Genomic DNA, 18,220 nt, shown 5'->3' on the forward strand with positions numbered 1-18,220 from the left:
GGATATCAAGAGCAAGATCACACCAAGGACCAAGGCGATCGTTATCATCAATCCCAATAACCCTACAGGTGCAGTATATCCGAAGGAGATCCTGGAACAGATTGCAGACATTGCAAGAGAAAATGAGCTGATCATCTTTTCTGATGAGATCTATGACCGTCTTGTTATGGATGGATATAAACATACATCGATTGCATCCCTTGCACCCGATGTGTTCTGTGTAACATTTTCAGGATTGTCCAAGTCTCATATGATCGCAGGTTTCCGCATCGGATGGATGATTTTAAGTGGTGCAAAAAGTAAGGCGAAGGGTTATATAGAGGGAATCAATATGCTCTCTTCCATGCGTCTCTGTTCAAATGTTCCGGCACAGTCCATTGTACAGACTGCACTTGGCGGATATCAGAGTGTCAATGAATATACGCAGCCGGGCGGACGTGTTTATGAGCAGAGAGACTTTATTTACAAGGCACTGAATGATATTCCGGGAATTTCCGTTGTAAAACCACATGCGGCATTTTATATATTCCCGAAGATCGATACTGAGAAATTCAATATTTTCAATGATGAACAGTTTGCTTTGGATTTTCTTCATGAGAAACAGGTGCTTGTTGTTCCGGGCAAGGGATTCAACTGGAACCAGCCGGATCACTTCCGTATTGTTTATCTGCCGGATATCCGCCAGCTTGACAAGGCAATGAAGAAGATGAAAGAGTTCTTTGCTACATATAAGCAGGGCTGATCGCAGATAGACAAGAAGAGATTTGCGATCCGCATTCGCTGCCTGCTCATAACCGATAAACTGTAAAGCAGGTATTCGGTTATATTTTCGGCATAGACCGGAACCGAAAAAAATGTTATAATATATCTGAAATATCCCGGCCAGCTACGCCGGGATATACAAATAAGACCAGAATTGCTTGAGAGGGGAATGAGGAGGGACCGTTATCGAACAGCAATAAAACAGAAATCGAAAGGGGAAATAACTGATGAGCAAATTCAACATGAAAGTGACACCTGAGATTGAGAAACTTACCCAGATCTGTCGTGAGAATGACAAACTGGATCTGTCTTTATATGGTAAATACGATGTCAAGCGAGGCTTGCGTGACCTGAATGGAAAGGGTGTCCTTGCAGGACTGACCCAGATCTCCAATGTCCAGGCAACGAAGATCGTGGACGGAAAAGAGGTTCCCTGCGCAGGTAAGCTTTCTTATCGCGGGTATGACATTAAGGATCTGACAAATGGTTTTATCAATGACCGGCGCTTCGGCTTTGAGGAAGTAACCTATCTGCTTCTTTTCGGAAAGCTTCCGGATCAGGAAGAACTGAATGGATTTTCCGGGATTCTTGCGAACCAGCGTATGCTTCCGCGGAATTTTGTAAGGGATGTCATTATGAAGGCACCATCCAGAGATATTATGAACGCTCTGTCAAGAAGCGTGCTGACACTTTATTCCTACGACAAAGACCCGGATAATATTGAACTGGAGAATGTGCTCCGTCAGTGTATCAACCTGATCAGTGTTTTCCCGCTGTTATCTGTTTATGCATATCAGGTCTATAACCACTATGAGAGAGGCGAGAGTCTTTATATCCATCAGCCTAAAAAGGAGCTTTCCACAGCTGAGAATATCCTGCGTCTGTTAAGACCGGATAAGAAGTATACGGCACTGGAGGCAGAGATCCTTGATATTGCTCTGATCCTTCATATGGAGCATGGCGGTGGTAATAACTCTACTTTTACTACACATGTGGTTTCCTCTTCCGGGACAGATACGTATTCTGCGATCGCGGCAGCACTAGGTTCTCTGAAAGGCCCGAAACACGGCGGTGCCAACATCAAAGTCGTAAAAATGTTTAACGATATGCGTAAACATGTACATGACTACAGTGATGAAGAGGAGATCAGTGCATACCTTAAGAAGCTTCTTCATAAAGAGGCCTTTGATAAACGTGGACTGATCTATGGTATGGGACATGCGATCTATTCTGTTTCAGATCCACGTGCAGAAGTCTTTAAAGGCTATGTGGAACAGCTTGCAAGAGAAAAGGGCAGAATGAAGGATTATCAGCTGTATGCTGCAGTAGAGCGTCTTGCACCAAAGGTTATCGCAGAGGAGCGTAAGATCTATAAGGGTGTCAGTGCCAATGTGGATTTTTACAGCGGATTTGTTTACAGCATGCTGGATCTGCCGCTGGAGCTTTACACACCGATGTTTGCTATTGCACGTATCGTAGGCTGGAGCGCACATCGTATGGAAGAGCTTATCAATGTGGATAAGATCATCCGTCCCGCATATAAGAATGTCCTTCCGGAAGCAGAGTATATTCCTCTTTGCGAGCGATAGGAAAGGACTGAGGTGGAATAGATGTTCAGATGCTTTTTTCCGGATGAATATCTGGATTCTGCGTATGGGATCGATTATGAGAAGCTTTACAGAGAAGGATACAGAGGGCTGCTCTTTGATATCGATAATACCATTGTTCCCCACGGGGCACCGGCAGATGACCGGGCAAAGAAACTGTTTGAAAAGCTGAGGGCTCTCGGGTTTCGATACTGTTTTGTATCCAATAACCAGAAACCTCGTGTGGAGCCCTTTGCCAAAGCAGTAGAGGGGGATTTTATAGAAAATGCCCATAAACCGGCTGTGAAAAATTATAAAAAAGCCTGCCAGGTGATCGGAATCGATCTTGACAGGACGATCTTTATAGGAGATCAGTTGTTTACGGATATTTATGGAGCAAAGAGAGCAGGGATCCGGACGATCCTTGTGAAACCGATTCATCCAAAAGAGGAGATCCAGATCGTACTGAAGCGATATCTGGAAAAAATAGTATTACATTTTTACCAAAAAGAGGAGGGAAAGAATTCATGAACCATATTGTAATCATCGGCTTTATGGGTTCAGGAAAGACACGAGTTGGAAAGAGACTGGCGAAGGACCTGGGGCTTCCGTTTATTGACGTGGACAGACTGATCGTGAAAAAAATGAACATGTCAGTAAAGGAGGTATTTGAACGCTTTGGAGAAGCATTTTACCGTGCGCTGGAGACTATGGCAGTCAAGGAACTGTCCACAGACAGCGAACGGAAGGTAATCTCTGTAAGTGCGGGATTGCCTCTTCAGGAGCAGAACCAGAAATATCTCCAGAGTATGGGAACGATCATCTATCTGAAGGGATCTGCTGCAACGTTGATCAAACGTCTGGAAGGAAGTAACAATCCCACATTGGAAGGAACTGAGAATAAAGAAGAGAAGATCAAGAAACTTCTGAAACAGAGAGATCCGGTTTATGAGAAGTTTGCGGACATTAAAGTTGTCACAGGAGTGAAGCCTTTTGATGAGCTGATCGCAGAAATTGAAGAAAAATTGAAGGCTTAAACAAAAAAACAGTTGAAAAATGGCAAAAGGTATTATAGAATAATCCATAGCGAAAAAGAACCGCATATATTAAGGAGGAAATATTTATGATTTCAGCAGGTGATTTCAAAAATGGTATCACACTTGAAATTGATGGAAACGTATGTCAGATCGTTGAATTCCAGCATGTAAAACCAGGAAAAGGCGCAGCCTTTGTAAGAACAAAATACAAGAACATTATCACAGGCTCTGTAGTAGAGAAATCCTTCCGTCCTACAGAGAAATTCCCGGCAGCACGTATTGAGCGTGTAGATATGCAGTATCTGTATCAGGATGGTGGTTTATACTACTTCATGAATACAGAGACATATGATCAGGTTGGTCTTACAGAGGAGCAGGTTGGCGATTCTCTGAAATTTGTTAAGGATAATGAGATGGTTAAGGTTTGCTCTCATAACGGAGAGGTATTCGCAATCGAGCCACCTCTTTTTGTAGAGCTTGAGGTTATTGAGACAGAGCCAGGATTCGCAGGAAATACAGCACAGGGTGCTACCAAACCGGCAACTGTTGAGACAGGTGCACAGGTTCAGGTTCCTCTGTTCGTAAACCAGGGCGACAAACTGAAGATCGATACAAGAACAGGTGAGTATCTCTCACGTGTATAATGCAGCAAAAAACCCGCGTAAGCGGGTTTTTTTGTGCCATAAAATTAAAAGATCATTTTGACAGTATTTAAAATACCAAAGTTTGAATGCATATTCCAGACTGTACAGGTAAGAAAAAACGGTACAGTCTGGACTTTTTTTGAAATATCCTTGACACGAAAAATCATTCTGGTATAATTAAACCCAGTCAAAAAACTGACTAAGAAGTTCGTCTGTCCACCAGAGATGACCGGAAATGATCCTGTCACAGAAGTCTTTTAAGGGCTTGTACTGGTTTCGACGGGGGCTTTGAAGTTAGGGAAGCCATCCGCAGACTCCTGGACTGCGTACCAACCGGGAACTAAATATAAACGCAGACGAAAAGTTAGCGTTAGCAGCCTAAGCTGCTCGTCAGCCCCGTTGCACTCACACATCGGGAATCTGGCGTCGACCATGTGAGAAACCTTGCCGGGTAAGCTTTGCCCCGGTAGATGTATCATGAAGCTACTGAAGCAGTAAGCCTGTCGGTGGGCGTACTGCTGAGGGAATGTTAAATCAGCGACTGTGATGGGAGATGCCTTAAGGGATAGGCTTTCGGACAGGGGTTCGATTCCCCTCAGGTCCATTTATGGAACGTCCCGGAAAGACAGCATTTATGCGGCTTTCCGGGAATTTTTTTTACTTTCTTTATTACTCGTGGATATCAGGGAATTCTTCGCAGATACAGAAAGCGATGGTGATAGAATGAAAAAAACTCTGCTTAACAGAAAAAAGCAGAATAAGAAATCTGATTATTATGATTATAATCTGGTAGCTGTTATTGTACTGCTGGTGTGCTTTGGACTGGTCATGCTTTACAGTACCAGTTCATATATGGCAGAAGTGAATTATGGCAACGATATGTTTTATTTTAAGAAACAGGTACTGATCAGTGCAGCATGTCTGATCGGAGCGTTATTTATTTCAAAAATACTGGATTATCATATCCTTCTTCCTTTTACAACTGCGTTGTATGTGGCTTCGCTGATCCTTATGGGACTTGTGCGGACTCCGCTGGGACATTCCTCTCATGGTGCTACCAGATGGCTGTATATCGGACCGATCAACTTTCAGCCTGCCGAGCTGGCAAAGATCGCGGTTATTATCATGATGGCTTACATGATCGGAAAAATGGGACGAAAGGTGAAAACTTTAAAGAGCTGTATGATCCTGGGACTTCCGGGGGCAGGACTTGCGCTTGCGGCTTATATACTTACAGATAACCTGAGTACAGCCATGATCATTTTGGGAATAACAGTTGGAATGGTGTTTGTGGCACATCCGGATATGCGTCCGTTTATTGCTGTGGCAGCGGCAGGAGTGATCCTTATTGTGATCGGAGTACTTTTTCTGGTTGCGACGACCAAGAATAGTGACAGCTTCCGTGTTATGCGAGTACTTGTATGGCTTCAGCCTGAGAAATATTCCGATGAAGGCGGTTATCAGACGCTGCAGGCATTGTATGCCATTGGCTCCGGAGGGCTTTTTGGCCGCGGGCTTGGAAATAGTATCCAGAAGCTTGGAAGTGTTCCGGAAGCACAAAATGATATGATCTTTTCAATTATCTGTGAGGAGCTTGGAATTTTCGGAGGGATTTTTGTACTGATCCTGTTCGGATATCTTTTGTACAGGTTGTTTTTTATTGCGCAGAATGCACCGGATCTGTTTGGCTCACTGATCGTTACCGGGATTTTTATACATATTGCGCTGCAGGTGATCCTTAACATTGCCGTTGTACTGAATCTGATGCCCAATACAGGTGTCACCTTGCCCTTTATCAGTTACGGAGGAACGTCCATTGTGTTCCTGATGCTGGAGATGGCAATAGCTCTCAGCGTGGCCCGTCAGATAAAATTTCAAGAGTAAAATAGTTTTAAAATCAAAATATTTTTGCTCTGGAGCCATTTTTTGGGAAAATCCTCTTGACAACTGTTTTTGCAGACTATATACTTTGCTCAAAAAGAGGAAACAGATTCGATCTGTAACGATTAAAGGAGAGAATAAGACATGTTAGAAAAAATGAAAGAAATGCTTGCAGAGCAGTTAAATTGTGAGGCATCTACAATCACACCGGAGACATCTTTCAAGGATGATCTTGGTGCAGATTCTCTTGACCTGTTTGAACTGGTCATGGCTCTTGAGGATGAGTACAATGTTGAGATCCCGGCAGAGGAGCTTACAGATCTGAACACAGTTGGAGATGTGATCGATTATCTTAAGAACAAAGGCGTAGAAGCATAAGCAGAAATCTAGGATCCTCTGGGACGACAGTGTCTCAGAGGATTTTTTTTGTATATGCGAAGATACATGAGAGGGATGGCAGGGTATTCCGCCGGAAAACCTATGGACATTTTGAAGGATTTGGGTATATAATAGCACCTATAAAGAGAAACAACAAAAATGAGGAGAAAAGAAATGACAAAGATCAGAACAAGATTTGCACCGAGCCCTACAGGAAGAATGCATGTGGGTAATTTAAGAACAGCTCTTTATGCTTATTTGATCACAAAACATGAAGGCGGAGATTTTATCCTCCGTATTGAAGATACAGACCAGGAACGTTATGTGGAGGGAGCTGTAGATATCATCTACCGTACTCTTGAGAAAACAGGACTTCTCCATGATGAGGGACCGGACAAGGATGGCGGATTTGGCCCGTATGTACAGAGCGAGCGTCAGGCAACAGGCATGTATCTGAAATATGCCAAACAGCTTATTGAGCAGGGAGATGCATATTACTGCTTCTGCGGCAAGGAAGAACTGGAAAGCATGAAACGTACTGTTGCAGGTAAGGAGATCTCTATTTATGACAAGAGATGTCTCCATCTTTCCAAGGAAGAGGTTCAGCGCCGTCTGGATGCAGGTGAGCCGCATGTTATCCGCTTTAATATGCCAACAGAGGGAACCACTACATTCCATGATGTTATTTACGGAGATATCACCGTTAACAATGAGGAGATGGAGGATTTGATCCTGATCAAATCTGACGGTTATCCGACCTACAACTTCGCAAATGTAATTGATGATCACCTTATGGGAATCACACATGTTGTAAGAGGTAACGAATACCTTTCCTCTTCACCGAAGTATAATCGTATTTATGAGGCATTCGGATGGGAAATCCCGACCTATGTTCACTGTCCGCTGATCACAGACGAGACACATCAGAAGCTTTCCAAGAGATGTGGACATTCTTCCTATGAAGATCTGATCGATCAGGGATTTGTGACAGAGGCAGTGATTAACTATGTTGCACTCCTTGGATGGAGCCCGGCAGACAACCGTGAGATCTTTTCTCTTCCGGAGCTTGTGGAGGCATTTGATTATCATCATATCAACAAATCACCGGCAGTTTTTGACATTGCCAAGCTGAAATGGATGAATGGTGAGTATATCAAGAAGATGGATCCGGAGGCATTCTATGAGAGAGCACTTCCGTATCTGAAAGAAGTTCTGAAAAAAGACTTTGATCTTAAGAAGATCGCAGGAATGGTTCAGACCAGAATTGAAGTATTCCCGGATATTCCGGAGCTTGTAGATTTCTTTGAGGCAGTTCCGGAGTATGACAGTGCGATGTACCGTCACAAAAAGATGAAAACAACAGAGGAGACTTCTCTTGCAGTTCTCAAGGAAGTGCTTCCGGTACTGGAAGCGCAGGAGGATTATACCAATGATCCGCTGTATGCATCTTTAAGCGCTTTTGTAAAGGAGCACGGATATAAGAATGGTTATGTTATGTGGCCGCTTCGTACAGCAGTATCCGGCAAGCAGATGACACCGGCCGGTGCAACAGAGATCATGGAGATCATTGGCAAGGAAGAGACACTGAAACGTGTACATGCAGCAATCGAAAAGCTTGAAAATAAATAAGAGTGTGATCGATAATCCAGTTATGAAACGAAATCCATCTCAGAAAAGGGCGATCGCCCACCTGTCAGGACCTATGATGGTTCTGGCAGGCCCCGGTTCGGGGAAAACTTCCGTCATAGTAGAAAGAACAGCACATATGATCCAGGAAGGGAAGATACCGGCTTCCTCTGTTCTTGTTGTGACTTTTTCCAGGGCAGCAGCAGTGGAAATGAAAGAACGGTTTCTGAAATTTACCGGTGTTCAGCGAACCGGCGTTACTTTCGGGACTTTTCACGGAGTGTTTTACGGGATCCTCAAACAGGCTTATGGTCTGAATGGAGGAAATATCCTGTCAGAAGAAGAAAAATATGCGATCTTAAGAGAACTGGTGGTAAACTGTGCTGCAGAACAGTCCCAGGAAGGGGATTTTGTGGAAGATATTGCCAAGGAGATCAGTGTTGTAAAAGGTGGAAGGATCTCTCTGGAACATTATTATTCTTCCTGCTGCCCGGATGAAGTATTCCGACAGATTTTTCAGGGATATCGAAAAGTCCTGAATGAAAGAAGAAAACTTGACTTTGATGATATGCTGTTAAGCTGTTATGAACTTCTGAAAAAGCGAAAAGATATCCTGTCTGCATGGCAGAAGAAGTTTCACTATATTCTGGTGGATGAGTTTCAGGATATCAATCATCTTCAGTATGATATCGTGAAGATGCTGGCAGCACCGGAGAACAATCTGTTTGTGGTGGGAGACGATGATCAGTCTATCTATCATTTCCGTGGCGCTCACCCGGAGATCATGCTGAATTTCCCGGAAGATTTTAAAAATGCGGAGACGGTGATCCTGAATATCAATTACCGGTGCAGTGGAAATATCTTGGATACAGCCATGAAGGTGATCGATCATAATGAAAACCGTTATGTGAAAAAACTTTCCACACCAAATGAACCGGGAGAGCCGGTGCAGATAAAAGAATTTCGAAATCCCAGAGACGAATATATGGCAGTTGCAGGCCTGCTGCGGAATCGGATGGAAGAAGGGGATAATATTGAAGATACAGCGCTGCTTTTCAGGACTAATCAGGAAGCCGAAGGACTGGTCGCTGCGTTGATGGAGTATGGGGTTCCTTTCACTATGAAGGAAAAACTGCCCAACCTGTTCCGACACTGGATCTGCCGGAATATGATCGCTTATTTGAAAATGGCAGAAGGAGACCGGAGCCGCAGTACATTTCTGGAGATCATGAACCGGCCAAACCGATACATAGCCAGAGACGCTCTGACAGAAAAAAACATTGATTTTAAAGCATTGGGAGAGTTTTACAAAGACAAGGACTGGATGTGTGACAGGATCACAACGATGGAGACACATCTTCGGATCTTAAAGACTATGGCCCCTTATGCAGCCATTAATTTTATCCGGAATGGCATGGGATACGAAGAATACTTGCAGGAATATGCAAGGTATCGTAAAATAAAACCGGAAGAGCTTATGGAAACCCTGAACCGGATCCATGAAAGTGCCAGAGGAATGAAAACATTGGAAGAATGGATGGCCTATATGGACGAGTATACCAGAAAGCTGGAAGAACAGGCGAAGAAACAGGATGTGAAACGGGAAGGAGTGGTGATATCCACTCTTCATGCGGTCAAAGGTCTGGAATATGACAATGTATATATCATGAATGTAAATGAAGGCAGCATGCCTTATCGGAAGGCAGTCCTGGAGGCACATCTGGAGGAAGAACGGAGGCTTTTCTACGTTGGTATGACACGGGCAAAGAAGAAACTCTGCCTGTATTATGTAAGACAGCAGTATGAGAAGGAACGGGAACCGTCCCGTTTTCTTGAGGAGGCCGGATTATGAATGGGATTATTTATTATACGAAGATCAGAGATGAATATAACAGCAAGAACATGGAGCATATGATCGGGGAAAAGCTTCTGGAAATCGGACTTGAGCGGGAATTTGGACGGAAGCTTGCTTTTGAGCCTCGGTCAAAGGGGGAACATGGGAAACCGTTTTTTACCCTGCTTCCAAGAATTCATTATAATATCACACATTCCGGAAAATATGTGATGTGTCTGTTTGCCGGAGAAGAGGTGGGCATTGATGTGCAGATCCACAAGAAGGTAAATTACGAACGGCTCCTTGAAAGAATGGTGCCGGCAGATATGATACGGGAAATCCTGGATGCAGATGATATGGAGAAAGCCTTTTTTGCCCAGTGGGTTTTGAGAGAGGCATATATCAAATGGACCGGAGAGGGACTGTCCAGGGATCTGCGTACGATTTCCATGGATAAGGGAAATTACATAATGCTGGAGCTGGAACCGGGATACAGTGGTGCGATCTGGTCCAGAGACAGCCTGGAATTACGATTTGAATACGAAGACATCATTTTGAGATAGCAAATAGAGACGATGAAATGAACAAAGAGATGAAACACAGCTTCAGGATTTTCATTCTGAAGATCCTGGCAGTTGTTTTTGTGCTGTGCATATGTTATTTTTTATATGCATTTGTTTACCGTGCAAAAACTGAGCTGCCCACAAAAGCTGTGGTGACAAACCGAGGTGCTGCAGTGTATACACTGCGGGGACAGAAACAGATGCTTTCCCAGAAAGAGGATTTTTCTTATTTTGCCTTTGATGGGAGAGAAAAAGAGAAGGAATATGGAACATATGTCATTCCCGGGCTGAAGAATACCAGGACGCTGCTCACAAAAAAAGGTGCCACTCCTGCCATGTGTACATCCATGACGCCTCAGGGACTGGCGGTTACAGAGGATTATGTGCTGGTCAGCGCTTACTGCAGCACACAGAAACATAATTCGGTCATTTATGTGATCGATAAGGAAAAGCATAATTTTATTAAAGAAGTGATACTGCCTGGACAGCCTCATGTGGGAGGACTTGCCTATGACCCGGAGCATAAGTTATTATGGTATTCCTCCAATATCAACGGGATCGCACAGGCAGTGAGTATAAAGATGGATACAATAGAAGCCTACGATTATGATGACAGCCATCTGCCGGTGGATACTTTCCAGATAGTCAGTCTTTATGGGATCGTGAGAGATTCTTTTATGACCTTTTATGAGGGGTGTCTGTATGTAGGCTGCTTTGAAAAATATAACGAAAGTGTAATTGCACGATACGGAGTTGACGAAGAGGGAAAACTGATCAATACCATGGACGAGAAACTGGGCATGGATTTTGAAATGGCAGTTCCGTTGGATTATTCCACCATATCGGAGCAGGTTCAGGGAATTGCTTTTTATAATGATAAGCTTTTGATCTCTCATTCTTTTGGAATCCTGCCATCCAGGCTGGTATTTTATGAACAATCCGATAAGCGTTTGTATGTAAACGAGAATTCTGCCAGAACTTATCGTTTTCCGGAACGACTGGAACAGATCGTGGTGGAGGGTGACAGTCTTTATGTGATGTTTGAATCCTGTGCCTATGCATACCGTGCGTCCTCCGTAAATATTGTGGATCGGGTCCTGAAGCTGAATCTTTCGAAGATGGAGACCTATGACGAAGAAGAAAGTCTTTTTTTTCTGTCGGAATAAAGAAAAAACGAGAGAGCATCAAAAAAGACAACAGGTACTAAATCCGGCATGTCCGCAATATATTTAAGTGTAAGAGGTGAAAACATGGACGCAAACCAGATCCAGAACCTGTTTGCCAGTAATGTCCGCCAGCTTCTGGTGGATGCAGACCTTGATTATGATAAATTATATGAGATACGTCTCCGCGTAGGAAGACCTCTGTTCCTCACTTATGATGGGGGAGAATGTTTCCTCCGGCAAAAAGATACAGAACCTTATCTGGTTACGCGGGAAGATCTTAAGGAAACACTGGAGTATGTCAGCGGTTATTCCCTGTATGCTTATGAAGATGAGATTCGCCAGGGGTTTTTGAGTGTACAGGGTGGGCACCGTGTAGGAGTTACCGGAAAGGTGATCCTGGACGGAAACCGTATCCGTGGGATGAAATATATTTCCTGCATCAATGTCCGTCTGGCACATGAGATCCAGGGATGTGCAGAAGAAGTGCTGCCATATATCCAGACAAGAGAGCAGATCATGCATACCTTGATCGTCTCTCCGCCCAGATGTGGGAAGACCACGCTTCTTCGGGATATCATCCGGCAGATGAGTAATGGATGGGGAAATATTTCCGGTGTTACGGTAGGAGTAGTCGATGAGCGCAGTGAGCTGGCCGGATGCTATCAGGGGATCCCTCAGAATGACCTTGGAATGCGTACGGATATCCTGGACGGCTGTCCGAAAGCAGAAGGGATGCAGATGCTGATCCGGTCAATGTCGCCGGTTGTGGTTGCTGTGGATGAACTTGGAAAAGAAGAAGATTTCAAGGCTGTGGAATCAGTTATCCACTGTGGATGTCGTCTGATCGCAACTGCACATGGAGCTTCCATGGAAGAAACATTATCCCAGCCGTTTTTCCGGAAATTGTGGGAAGCGCGGGTTTTCCAGAGATATATTTTTCTGGGAAAGCATGAACGTGCAGGAATCGTGGAAGGAATCTATGATGAAAACGGGAAATGCCTATGTACCGGATTGTAGGATGTATTCTGGTAGTGGTTGCAGGAGCCGGAATGGGATTTTCCGGAAGTATGAGACTTTCGGAGCAGATTCGTATACTGGAAAAACTGCTTCAGATGGTGATCTGCCTGAAAGGCGAGATCCGCTGCGGGAATGCATCACTGCCGGATGCTTTTTATGGAGCAGCAGGAAGAATGAATGGAAAATACAGAGAGTTTCTCATCAGTGCCGCGGACAGGATGAAAGCGGGAACAGGAGAAAAACTTTCACAGATATGCAGGGAATGTGCGGAAAGCGCCCTGAAAAAAAGCTGCCTTACCCATGGGGAAAAGGACGCTTTTTTTTCTTTCGGAGAATATCTGGGCTATATGGATCTGGAAATGCAGATGCGACAGCTTTCCCTGTATGAAAATAATCTGGAAGCAGAGATTTTGAAGCGGAAAGCGGAGGTTTCCGGAAAGAAAAAACTGTACCAGGGAATTGGGATTCTTGGAGGCCTGCTGCTTGCGGTTCTCCTGGTATAGTATTGTTTATCAGACAGTAGTAAGAAGGACAGGCTTTCAGAAGAAAAGGAGGGATCATTTGGAGGTCAGTATCATATTTAAGATCGGTGCAGTAGGGATCCTGGTCTCTGTTCTTTCTCAGATCCTGAAACATAGCGGAAGGGAGGAACAGGCTTTTCTGGTGAGTTTTTCAGGACTTCTTTTAGTACTGTTCTGGATCGTGCCGTATATTTATGAACTTTTTAAAAATATCCAGCAGCTTTTTGTACTGTAGGGGAGGGAAAGAACCGTGGATATTCTGAAGATTTCTGTTCTGGGAACAGCGGGGGTTCTTCTGGGAATTCTTCTGAAAGACCGTGCACCGGAGTATGTAAGCCTTGTTACGATGGGAATAGGTCTTGTGATACTGGGATTAGCGGTAGGGAAGATCAGCTATCTGTTCCAGTCCCTGGAGAGACTGAAACAGAGTCTCCCGATTGATGGAAGCTATATCACTACTTTGCTGAAGATGATCGGGATCACCTATATCGGACAATTTTCATCCGGTATATGCAGAGATGCAGGATATTCCTCCACTGGTGCACAGATCGAACTGTTCTGCCGGTTATCTGTAATGGTTTTAAGTATGCCGGTTCTTCTGGCACTGCTGGATACTATACAGGGATTTCTTGCATGAAAAGATATTGGTCAGAGATTTGTGCAGCCCTGTTTCTTGCTGTAGTTATAAACTGTTTTGGCGGTGTGATCGTTTATGCTTCTTCGGCGGAACAACAGATCACAGATCAGATGGAGCTTACCAACCTGCAGTCCATGGTAGATGAGATGCTTGGAGAAAAAACATTTTCTGTTACAGAAGCGTTTCACAGACTGTTGTCAGGGGAAGAGGTGCTTTCGGAGGAGAGTGTGCGGGAATTTTTGCACAGTCTCCTTTTTTATGGCATTGAAAGAGAAAAAGAGCTGATCGTGAAGTTACTGCTTCTGCTGTTGTTCGCTGCCGTTTTTTCCGGGTTTGCCGGTGCCTTTGATAACGGGCAGGTGGGAGAGATCAGTTTTTATGTGGTGTATCTTCTTGTTTTTACTCTTCTGATGAACAGTTTTTCCGGTTTGAGTGCATCACTGCTTTCAATACTTGCGTGGATCACGGAGTTTATGAAGGAACTCTCACCGGTGTATTTTATGGCAGTGGCAGCAGCGTCAGGTGCATCCAGTGCAGCTGCTTTTTATCAGGGAGTACTGCTTCTGGTGTGGCTTTTTCAATGGATCCTGGAACAAGTACTGCTTCCCGGAGTGAGTTTATATATTCTTCTGAGATTTGTAAATCATCTTTCCAGGGAAGAAATGCTGGGAAAAATGGCTGAGCTGATCGAGACGGTGATCTCCTGGGGGCTTCGGACATTACTTGGAGTGGCAGCAGGACTGCAGGTGGTGCGTGGGCTTGTAGCTCCGGTAATGGATTCTCTGAAGCGGAGTGCTGTGGGAAAAACTGCCGGTGCTCTTCCTGGGATCGGGAGCGCGGTAAATGCAGTTACGGAACTGGTCCTTACCACAGCTGTTCTTGTAAGAAACAGTCTGGGCATTGCGCTTTTACTGGTGATCCTGGCGGTGGGGGCGGGGCCATTGGTCCGATATGGACTTTTGTCACTGACTTATCGCTTTCTGGCGGCTGCGGCGCAGCCTGTATCAGACAAACGGCTGGTAGAAGCCTTTGGTACCATGGCAGAGGGATGTGCACTTCTGATGAGAATCCTGTTTACTGCGGAAATTTTATGTATGCTTACATTTCTGATCCTGATGGCAGGAGGAGGCTTGGGATGAGAACAGAACTTTATCAGTGGATGAAAAGCCTGGCTTTTTTTCATGTACTTACTACAGCACTTCTGCATATTCTGCCTGATAAGCGTTATGAGCAGTATATACGGCTGTTTATGGGGCTTCTGTTGGTGCTTTTGATCTGTACGCCTATATTTGCCGTAGTGGGAAAAAGTGAAAAACTTCTGTCCGGATTCAGCAATAATTATGGGAGAGAAGAACAGGTACGTATGAAGACAGAAGCAGAAGGAATAAGGGAAACATTTCTTAAAGGAGCATATGAACAGGAGTTGAAGGATCAGGTTCAGGGTATCCTCAGGAAAGAAGGGGTTTTTTCGGCAAAAACAGAAGTAGATATGGAGAAAGAACTTCAGCTGACCATAACACTTTATGGAACAGTCACAGAAAAACAGAGGGAGGCGGTGAAAAATGAGCTCGAAAGAATCTGCGGACTCAGGAAAGGACAGTATCAGATCCTGGCTTCTGAGGATGGGATGGAAGGAGTGGGGAGTTTTCCTTCTTCTGGGAATCCTTCTTCTGGTGGCAGGACTTCCGGTAACCCGAAAGAACAGTAAAACAGCAGAGAATCAGAATGCGGAGAAAACCCGCCTGGAGAGCCGCCTTGAGGAACTGCTTTCCAATGTGGAAGGAGTCGGAGAAGTGGAAGTGATCATTATGACCGGGGATGAGGGAAATACGGAAAACTTTTCCATAAGCAGCAAAAATGAAGTTACCGGTGTGCTGGTGGCGGCCCAGGGAGCAGGCAGCGCAGTGACAGTCCAGAATATTCAGCAGGCAATTATGGCATTATTTCAGATCGACGCTAATAAAATTAGAATAATGAAAATGAAATGAGGAGAGTAGAAGTGAAAAAGATCATGAAGAAAAATCAGGTAATCATCACCTCGCTGGCCATTCTCATTGCTGTGGCCGGATATCTGAATTTCGCAGATGTGGATCTGGGATTTAAGGATAAGGAGACGAGTACAGACAGCAGCAGTATCCTGGATGACGTGGATTATGACCTGACCGATGAAACAGCCCTTCTGGATGAGAACGGGGCAGATGGCACAACCCAGTCGGAGGTGATGGATACCGCATCCCCGGGCGAGGCCGTACTTACCGGTGCTTCGGATTTTGCAGCACAGGCAAAAGTCAGCAGGGAGCAGGTGCGTTCCCAGAACAAAGCGGACCTGCAGGCGATCATCAGTAATAAAGATATCAGCGAAGAGGAAAAACAGAATGCTATTAACACAATGGTTTCCATGACAGATCTTACAGAAAAAGAGGCGGCTGCAGAGCTTCTTCTGGAGGCGAAGGGCTTTGAAAATGTGATCGTAAATCTAACGGGTGAAACTGCGGATGTTGTGGTGCCGGATGCAGATCTGGAGGATGCAAAACGTGCACAGATCGAGGATATTGTAAAGAGGAAAACCGGTGTGGCAGCAGAGAGCATTGTGATCACGCCTCTGAGTCAAAGTAAAAATGCATCGGATGTCATAAATACTGCAGATGAAGCTGAAAAAAATACGGGAGGTGCAGAGGATAATGCGGAAAGTACAGGTGAGGAGGTGCAGGATACCGCTGCATCTGTGGAAAGCGATCCGGCGGATCAAACATCTGAGGACGCAGAGACGGCTGCAGATATCCAGAACGATCAGACTATTGATACAGAGGGAATTTACGACTGAATTGCCTTGACAGCAAAGCCTTGTCTATACTAGAATAGGAAAGGTTATAGTAAAATAGAGATATCAGAGAATATACAGGAGGCTCACGTGTCGAAGTATACGAAAGAAATAGAAAAAAGAAGAACATTTGCCATCATCTCTCATCCGGATGCTGGTAAAACAACATTAACAGAAAAATTTCTGCTGTATGGAGGGGCCATCAATCTGGCCGGAAGTGTAAAGGGTAAGGCTACGGCCCGCCATGCAGTATCAGACTGGATGGAGATCGAGAAGGAAAGAGGTATTTCCGTTACTTCATCCGTTCTTCAGTTCCATTATGACGGATATTGTATAAACATTCTGGATACACCTGGACATCAGGATTTCTCCGAGGATACCTACCGTACATTGATGGCTGCGGATTCAGCAGTTATGGTCATCGATGGATCCAAGGGTGTTGAGGCACAGACCCGTAAGCTTTTCAAGGTCTGTGTTATGAGACACATTCCGATCTTTACTTTTATCAATAAGATGGACAGAGATGCCAACGATACTTTTGATCTTCTGGATGAGATCGAAAAAGAGCTTGGTATTGCAACCTGTCCGATCAACTGGCCAATCGGCTCCGGTAAGAAATTCCGGGGTGTGTTTGATCGTAATACAAAGAAGATCCTTACCTTTTCCGATACACAGAAGGGCACCAAGGAAGGTGTGATAGAAGAGATTGATATTAATGATCCCCGTGCAGATGAGGTCATGGATCCTGAGCAGAAAGAGCAGCTGATGGAAGAAATCGAGCTTCTGGATGGCGCAAGCGCGGAGTTTTCTCAGGAAGAGGTCAGCAAAGGACAGCTGACACCGGTATTTTTCGGTTCTGCTCTTACCAACTTTGGTGTGGAAACATTTCTGGAACATTTCCTGAAGATGACCACTTCTCCGCTTCCGAGAACTGCAGACTGCGGACCGGTAGATCCTATGAGTGATGATTTTTCAGCCTTTGTATTTAAGATTCAGGCTAATATGAACAAGGCTCACAGAGACCGTATCGCATTTATGAGGATCTGTTCAGGCAAGTTTGATGCGACCAAAGAGGTTTATCATGTGCAGGGAGACAAGAAGATGCGACTTCTTCAGCCGCAGCAGATGATGGCAGAATCCCGTCATGTTGTGGAGGAGGCTTATGCAGGTGATATCATCGGTGTCTTTGACCCGGGTATTTTTTCTATTGGAGATACCATCTGCGCACCTGGAAAGAAATTTGCCTTTGAGGGGATCCCGACCTTCGCGCCGGAGCATTTCGCACGTGTGCGTCAGATCGATACCATGAAGAGAAAACAGTTTGTAAAAGGTATCAACCAGATCGCTCAGGAAGGTGCAATCCAGATATTCCAGGAGTTTAATACCGGTATGGAAGAGATCATTGTGGGTGTTGTTGGTATCCTGCAGTTTGATGTCCTGAAATACCGTCTGGAGAATGAGTATAATGTAGATATCCGCCTGGAAACACTTCCATATGAGCATATCCGCTGGATCGCCAACAAGGAGACTGTAAAAGTAGACAAGATCGTGGGAACTTCTGATATGAAGAAAGTCACAGACCTTAAGGGAAATCCGTTGCTGCTCTTTGTCAATGCATGGAGTGTTGGCATGGTTGAGGACAGAAACCCTGATCTGGTACTGACAGAATTCAGTAAATAAGCCCTTTTATTTCATAACTTTTTTTGATATAATAGTATAAAATTACGAACAAAAATATTATATCCGT

The 18,220-nt window shown here is 44.6% G+C and carries 20 protein-coding genes and 1 other RNA gene; all 21 read left to right on the top strand.

The window, feature by feature from the left end; genetic code table 11:
- The coding region (locus tag ABCM67_RS12285) for an aminotransferase class I/II-fold pyridoxal phosphate-dependent enzyme (RefSeq protein ID WP_342992894.1) at window positions 1–742 on the top strand (742 nt) is incomplete at its 5' end.
- A gap of 247 nt (window positions 743–989) precedes the next feature.
- Entirely contained in the window at window positions 990–2,351 is a 1,362-nt protein-coding gene (locus ABCM67_RS12290) for a citrate/2-methylcitrate synthase (RefSeq protein WP_342992895.1), read from the top strand.
- 21 nt (window positions 2,352–2,372) lie between these two features.
- A complete protein-coding gene (locus tag ABCM67_RS12295; RefSeq protein ID WP_110103007.1) occupies window positions 2,373–2,879 on the top strand; it encodes a YqeG family HAD IIIA-type phosphatase in 507 nt (168 codons plus the stop codon).
- Window positions 2,876–3,385 (top strand): shikimate kinase, encoded by a 510-nt coding sequence (locus tag ABCM67_RS12300; RefSeq protein ID WP_015524429.1) that lies wholly within the window; start codon window positions 2,876–2,878, stop codon window positions 3,383–3,385. The genes ABCM67_RS12295 and ABCM67_RS12300 overlap by 4 nt, the downstream gene beginning before the upstream one ends.
- Before the next feature lie 86 nt (window positions 3,386–3,471).
- The gene (efp, locus tag ABCM67_RS12305; protein ID WP_015524430.1) at window positions 3,472–4,029 is read left to right on the top strand and encodes an elongation factor P; all 558 of its coding nucleotides are present in this window, start codon (window positions 3,472–3,474) and stop codon (window positions 4,027–4,029) included.
- 261 nt (window positions 4,030–4,290) lie between these two features.
- Window positions 4,291–4,636: a transfer-messenger RNA gene (gene ssrA, locus ABCM67_RS12310) on the top strand.
- Window positions 4,637–4,752: 116 nt separating this feature from the next.
- Complete coding sequence (locus tag ABCM67_RS12315) at window positions 4,753–5,913, top strand: FtsW/RodA/SpoVE family cell cycle protein (RefSeq protein WP_110103029.1); 1,161 nt, start codon at window positions 4,753–4,755, stop codon at window positions 5,911–5,913.
- Window positions 5,914–6,054: 141 nt separating this feature from the next.
- Window positions 6,055–6,288: an acyl carrier protein gene (gene acpP / locus ABCM67_RS12320; RefSeq protein WP_015524431.1), complete on the top strand. Its 234-nt coding sequence runs from the start codon at window positions 6,055–6,057 to the stop codon at window positions 6,286–6,288.
- Window positions 6,289–6,462: 174 nt separating this feature from the next.
- Entirely contained in the window at window positions 6,463–7,917 is a 1,455-nt protein-coding gene (gene gltX / locus ABCM67_RS12325) for a glutamate--tRNA ligase (RefSeq protein WP_015524432.1), read from the top strand.
- A 22-nt stretch (window positions 7,918–7,939) separates the two neighbouring features.
- Window positions 7,940–9,766 carry an ATP-dependent helicase gene (locus tag ABCM67_RS12330; RefSeq protein ID WP_110103028.1) on the top strand — a complete coding sequence of 609 codons (1,827 nt, stop codon included), beginning with the start codon at window positions 7,940–7,942 and terminating at the stop codon, window positions 9,764–9,766.
- Window positions 9,763–10,311 carry a 4'-phosphopantetheinyl transferase superfamily protein gene (locus ABCM67_RS12335; protein ID WP_110103006.1) on the top strand — a complete coding sequence of 183 codons (549 nt, stop codon included), beginning with the start codon at window positions 9,763–9,765 and terminating at the stop codon, window positions 10,309–10,311. The genes ABCM67_RS12330 and ABCM67_RS12335 overlap by 4 nt, the downstream gene beginning before the upstream one ends.
- Before the next feature lie 17 nt (window positions 10,312–10,328).
- Window positions 10,329–11,477: a hypothetical protein gene (locus tag ABCM67_RS12340; RefSeq protein WP_022426373.1), complete on the top strand. Its 1,149-nt coding sequence runs from the start codon at window positions 10,329–10,331 to the stop codon at window positions 11,475–11,477.
- An 84-nt stretch (window positions 11,478–11,561) separates the two neighbouring features.
- A complete protein-coding gene (gene spoIIIAA / locus ABCM67_RS12345; RefSeq protein WP_015524435.1) occupies window positions 11,562–12,494 on the top strand; it encodes a stage III sporulation protein AA in 933 nt (310 codons plus the stop codon).
- Entirely contained in the window at window positions 12,479–12,997 is a 519-nt protein-coding gene (locus ABCM67_RS12350) for a stage III sporulation protein AB (protein WP_158526436.1), read from the top strand. The genes spoIIIAA and ABCM67_RS12350 overlap by 16 nt, the downstream gene beginning before the upstream one ends.
- A gap of 58 nt (window positions 12,998–13,055) precedes the next feature.
- On the top strand, window positions 13,056–13,250 hold the full coding sequence (gene spoIIIAC, locus ABCM67_RS12355; protein ID WP_021650700.1) for a stage III sporulation protein AC: 195 nt from the start codon (window positions 13,056–13,058) through the stop codon (window positions 13,248–13,250).
- A gap of 15 nt (window positions 13,251–13,265) precedes the next feature.
- Window positions 13,266–13,652 carry a SpoIIIAC/SpoIIIAD family protein gene (locus tag ABCM67_RS12360; protein WP_022426372.1) on the top strand — a complete coding sequence of 129 codons (387 nt, stop codon included), beginning with the start codon at window positions 13,266–13,268 and terminating at the stop codon, window positions 13,650–13,652.
- On the top strand, window positions 13,649–14,791 hold the full coding sequence (locus ABCM67_RS12365; RefSeq protein ID WP_118608912.1) for a stage III sporulation protein AE: 1,143 nt from the start codon (window positions 13,649–13,651) through the stop codon (window positions 14,789–14,791). The genes ABCM67_RS12360 and ABCM67_RS12365 overlap by 4 nt, the downstream gene beginning before the upstream one ends.
- Window positions 14,788–15,360, top strand: coding sequence for a stage III sporulation protein AF (locus tag ABCM67_RS12370; protein WP_173733882.1), 573 nt, complete (start codon window positions 14,788–14,790; stop codon window positions 15,358–15,360). The genes ABCM67_RS12365 and ABCM67_RS12370 overlap by 4 nt, the downstream gene beginning before the upstream one ends.
- Complete coding sequence (locus ABCM67_RS12375; RefSeq protein ID WP_286188022.1) at window positions 15,326–15,640, top strand: hypothetical protein; 315 nt, start codon at window positions 15,326–15,328, stop codon at window positions 15,638–15,640. The genes ABCM67_RS12370 and ABCM67_RS12375 overlap by 35 nt, the downstream gene beginning before the upstream one ends.
- 11 nt (window positions 15,641–15,651) lie before the next feature.
- Entirely contained in the window at window positions 15,652–16,476 is an 825-nt protein-coding gene (locus ABCM67_RS12380) for a SpoIIIAH-like family protein (RefSeq protein WP_044960974.1), read from the top strand.
- A gap of 87 nt (window positions 16,477–16,563) precedes the next feature.
- A complete protein-coding gene (locus tag ABCM67_RS12385) occupies window positions 16,564–18,153 on the top strand; it encodes a peptide chain release factor 3 (RefSeq protein ID WP_022426368.1) in 1,590 nt (529 codons plus the stop codon).
- The last annotated feature ends 67 nt before the right edge of the window (window positions 18,154–18,220 follow it).

It is taken from the genome of Blautia sp. 2227st1_G12_2227SCRN_220401 (assembly GCF_039062885.1).
Taxonomy (GTDB): domain Bacteria; phylum Bacillota; class Clostridia; order Lachnospirales; family Lachnospiraceae; genus Blautia_A; species Blautia_A fusiformis.

Bases quoted from the DNA above. Each gene is read 5' to 3' on its own strand.
- ABCM67_RS12290 (WP_342992895.1), top strand. From the start codon at position 990: ATGAGCAAATTCAACATGAAAGTGACACCTGAGATTGAGAAACTTACC.
- ABCM67_RS12295 (WP_110103007.1), top strand. From the start codon at position 2,373: ATGTTCAGATGCTTTTTTCCGGATGAATATCTGGATTCTGCGTATGGG.
- ABCM67_RS12300 (WP_015524429.1), top strand. From the start codon at position 2,876: ATGAACCATATTGTAATCATCGGCTTTATGGGTTCAGGAAAGACACGA.
- efp (WP_015524430.1), top strand. From the start codon at position 3,472: ATGATTTCAGCAGGTGATTTCAAAAATGGTATCACACTTGAAATTGAT.
- ABCM67_RS12315 (WP_110103029.1), top strand. From the start codon at position 4,753: ATGAAAAAAACTCTGCTTAACAGAAAAAAGCAGAATAAGAAATCTGAT.
- acpP (WP_015524431.1), top strand. From the start codon at position 6,055: ATGTTAGAAAAAATGAAAGAAATGCTTGCAGAGCAGTTAAATTGTGAG.
- gltX (WP_015524432.1), top strand. From the start codon at position 6,463: ATGACAAAGATCAGAACAAGATTTGCACCGAGCCCTACAGGAAGAATG.
- ABCM67_RS12330 (WP_110103028.1), top strand. From the start codon at position 7,940: ATGAAACGAAATCCATCTCAGAAAAGGGCGATCGCCCACCTGTCAGGA.
- ABCM67_RS12335 (WP_110103006.1), top strand. From the start codon at position 9,763: ATGAATGGGATTATTTATTATACGAAGATCAGAGATGAATATAACAGC.
- ABCM67_RS12340 (WP_022426373.1), top strand. From the start codon at position 10,329: ATGAACAAAGAGATGAAACACAGCTTCAGGATTTTCATTCTGAAGATC.
- spoIIIAA (WP_015524435.1), top strand. From the start codon at position 11,562: ATGGACGCAAACCAGATCCAGAACCTGTTTGCCAGTAATGTCCGCCAG.
- ABCM67_RS12350 (WP_158526436.1), top strand. From the start codon at position 12,479: ATGTACCGGATTGTAGGATGTATTCTGGTAGTGGTTGCAGGAGCCGGA.
- ABCM67_RS12365 (WP_118608912.1), top strand. From the start codon at position 13,649: ATGAAAAGATATTGGTCAGAGATTTGTGCAGCCCTGTTTCTTGCTGTA.
- ABCM67_RS12370 (WP_173733882.1), top strand. From the start codon at position 14,788: ATGAGAACAGAACTTTATCAGTGGATGAAAAGCCTGGCTTTTTTTCAT.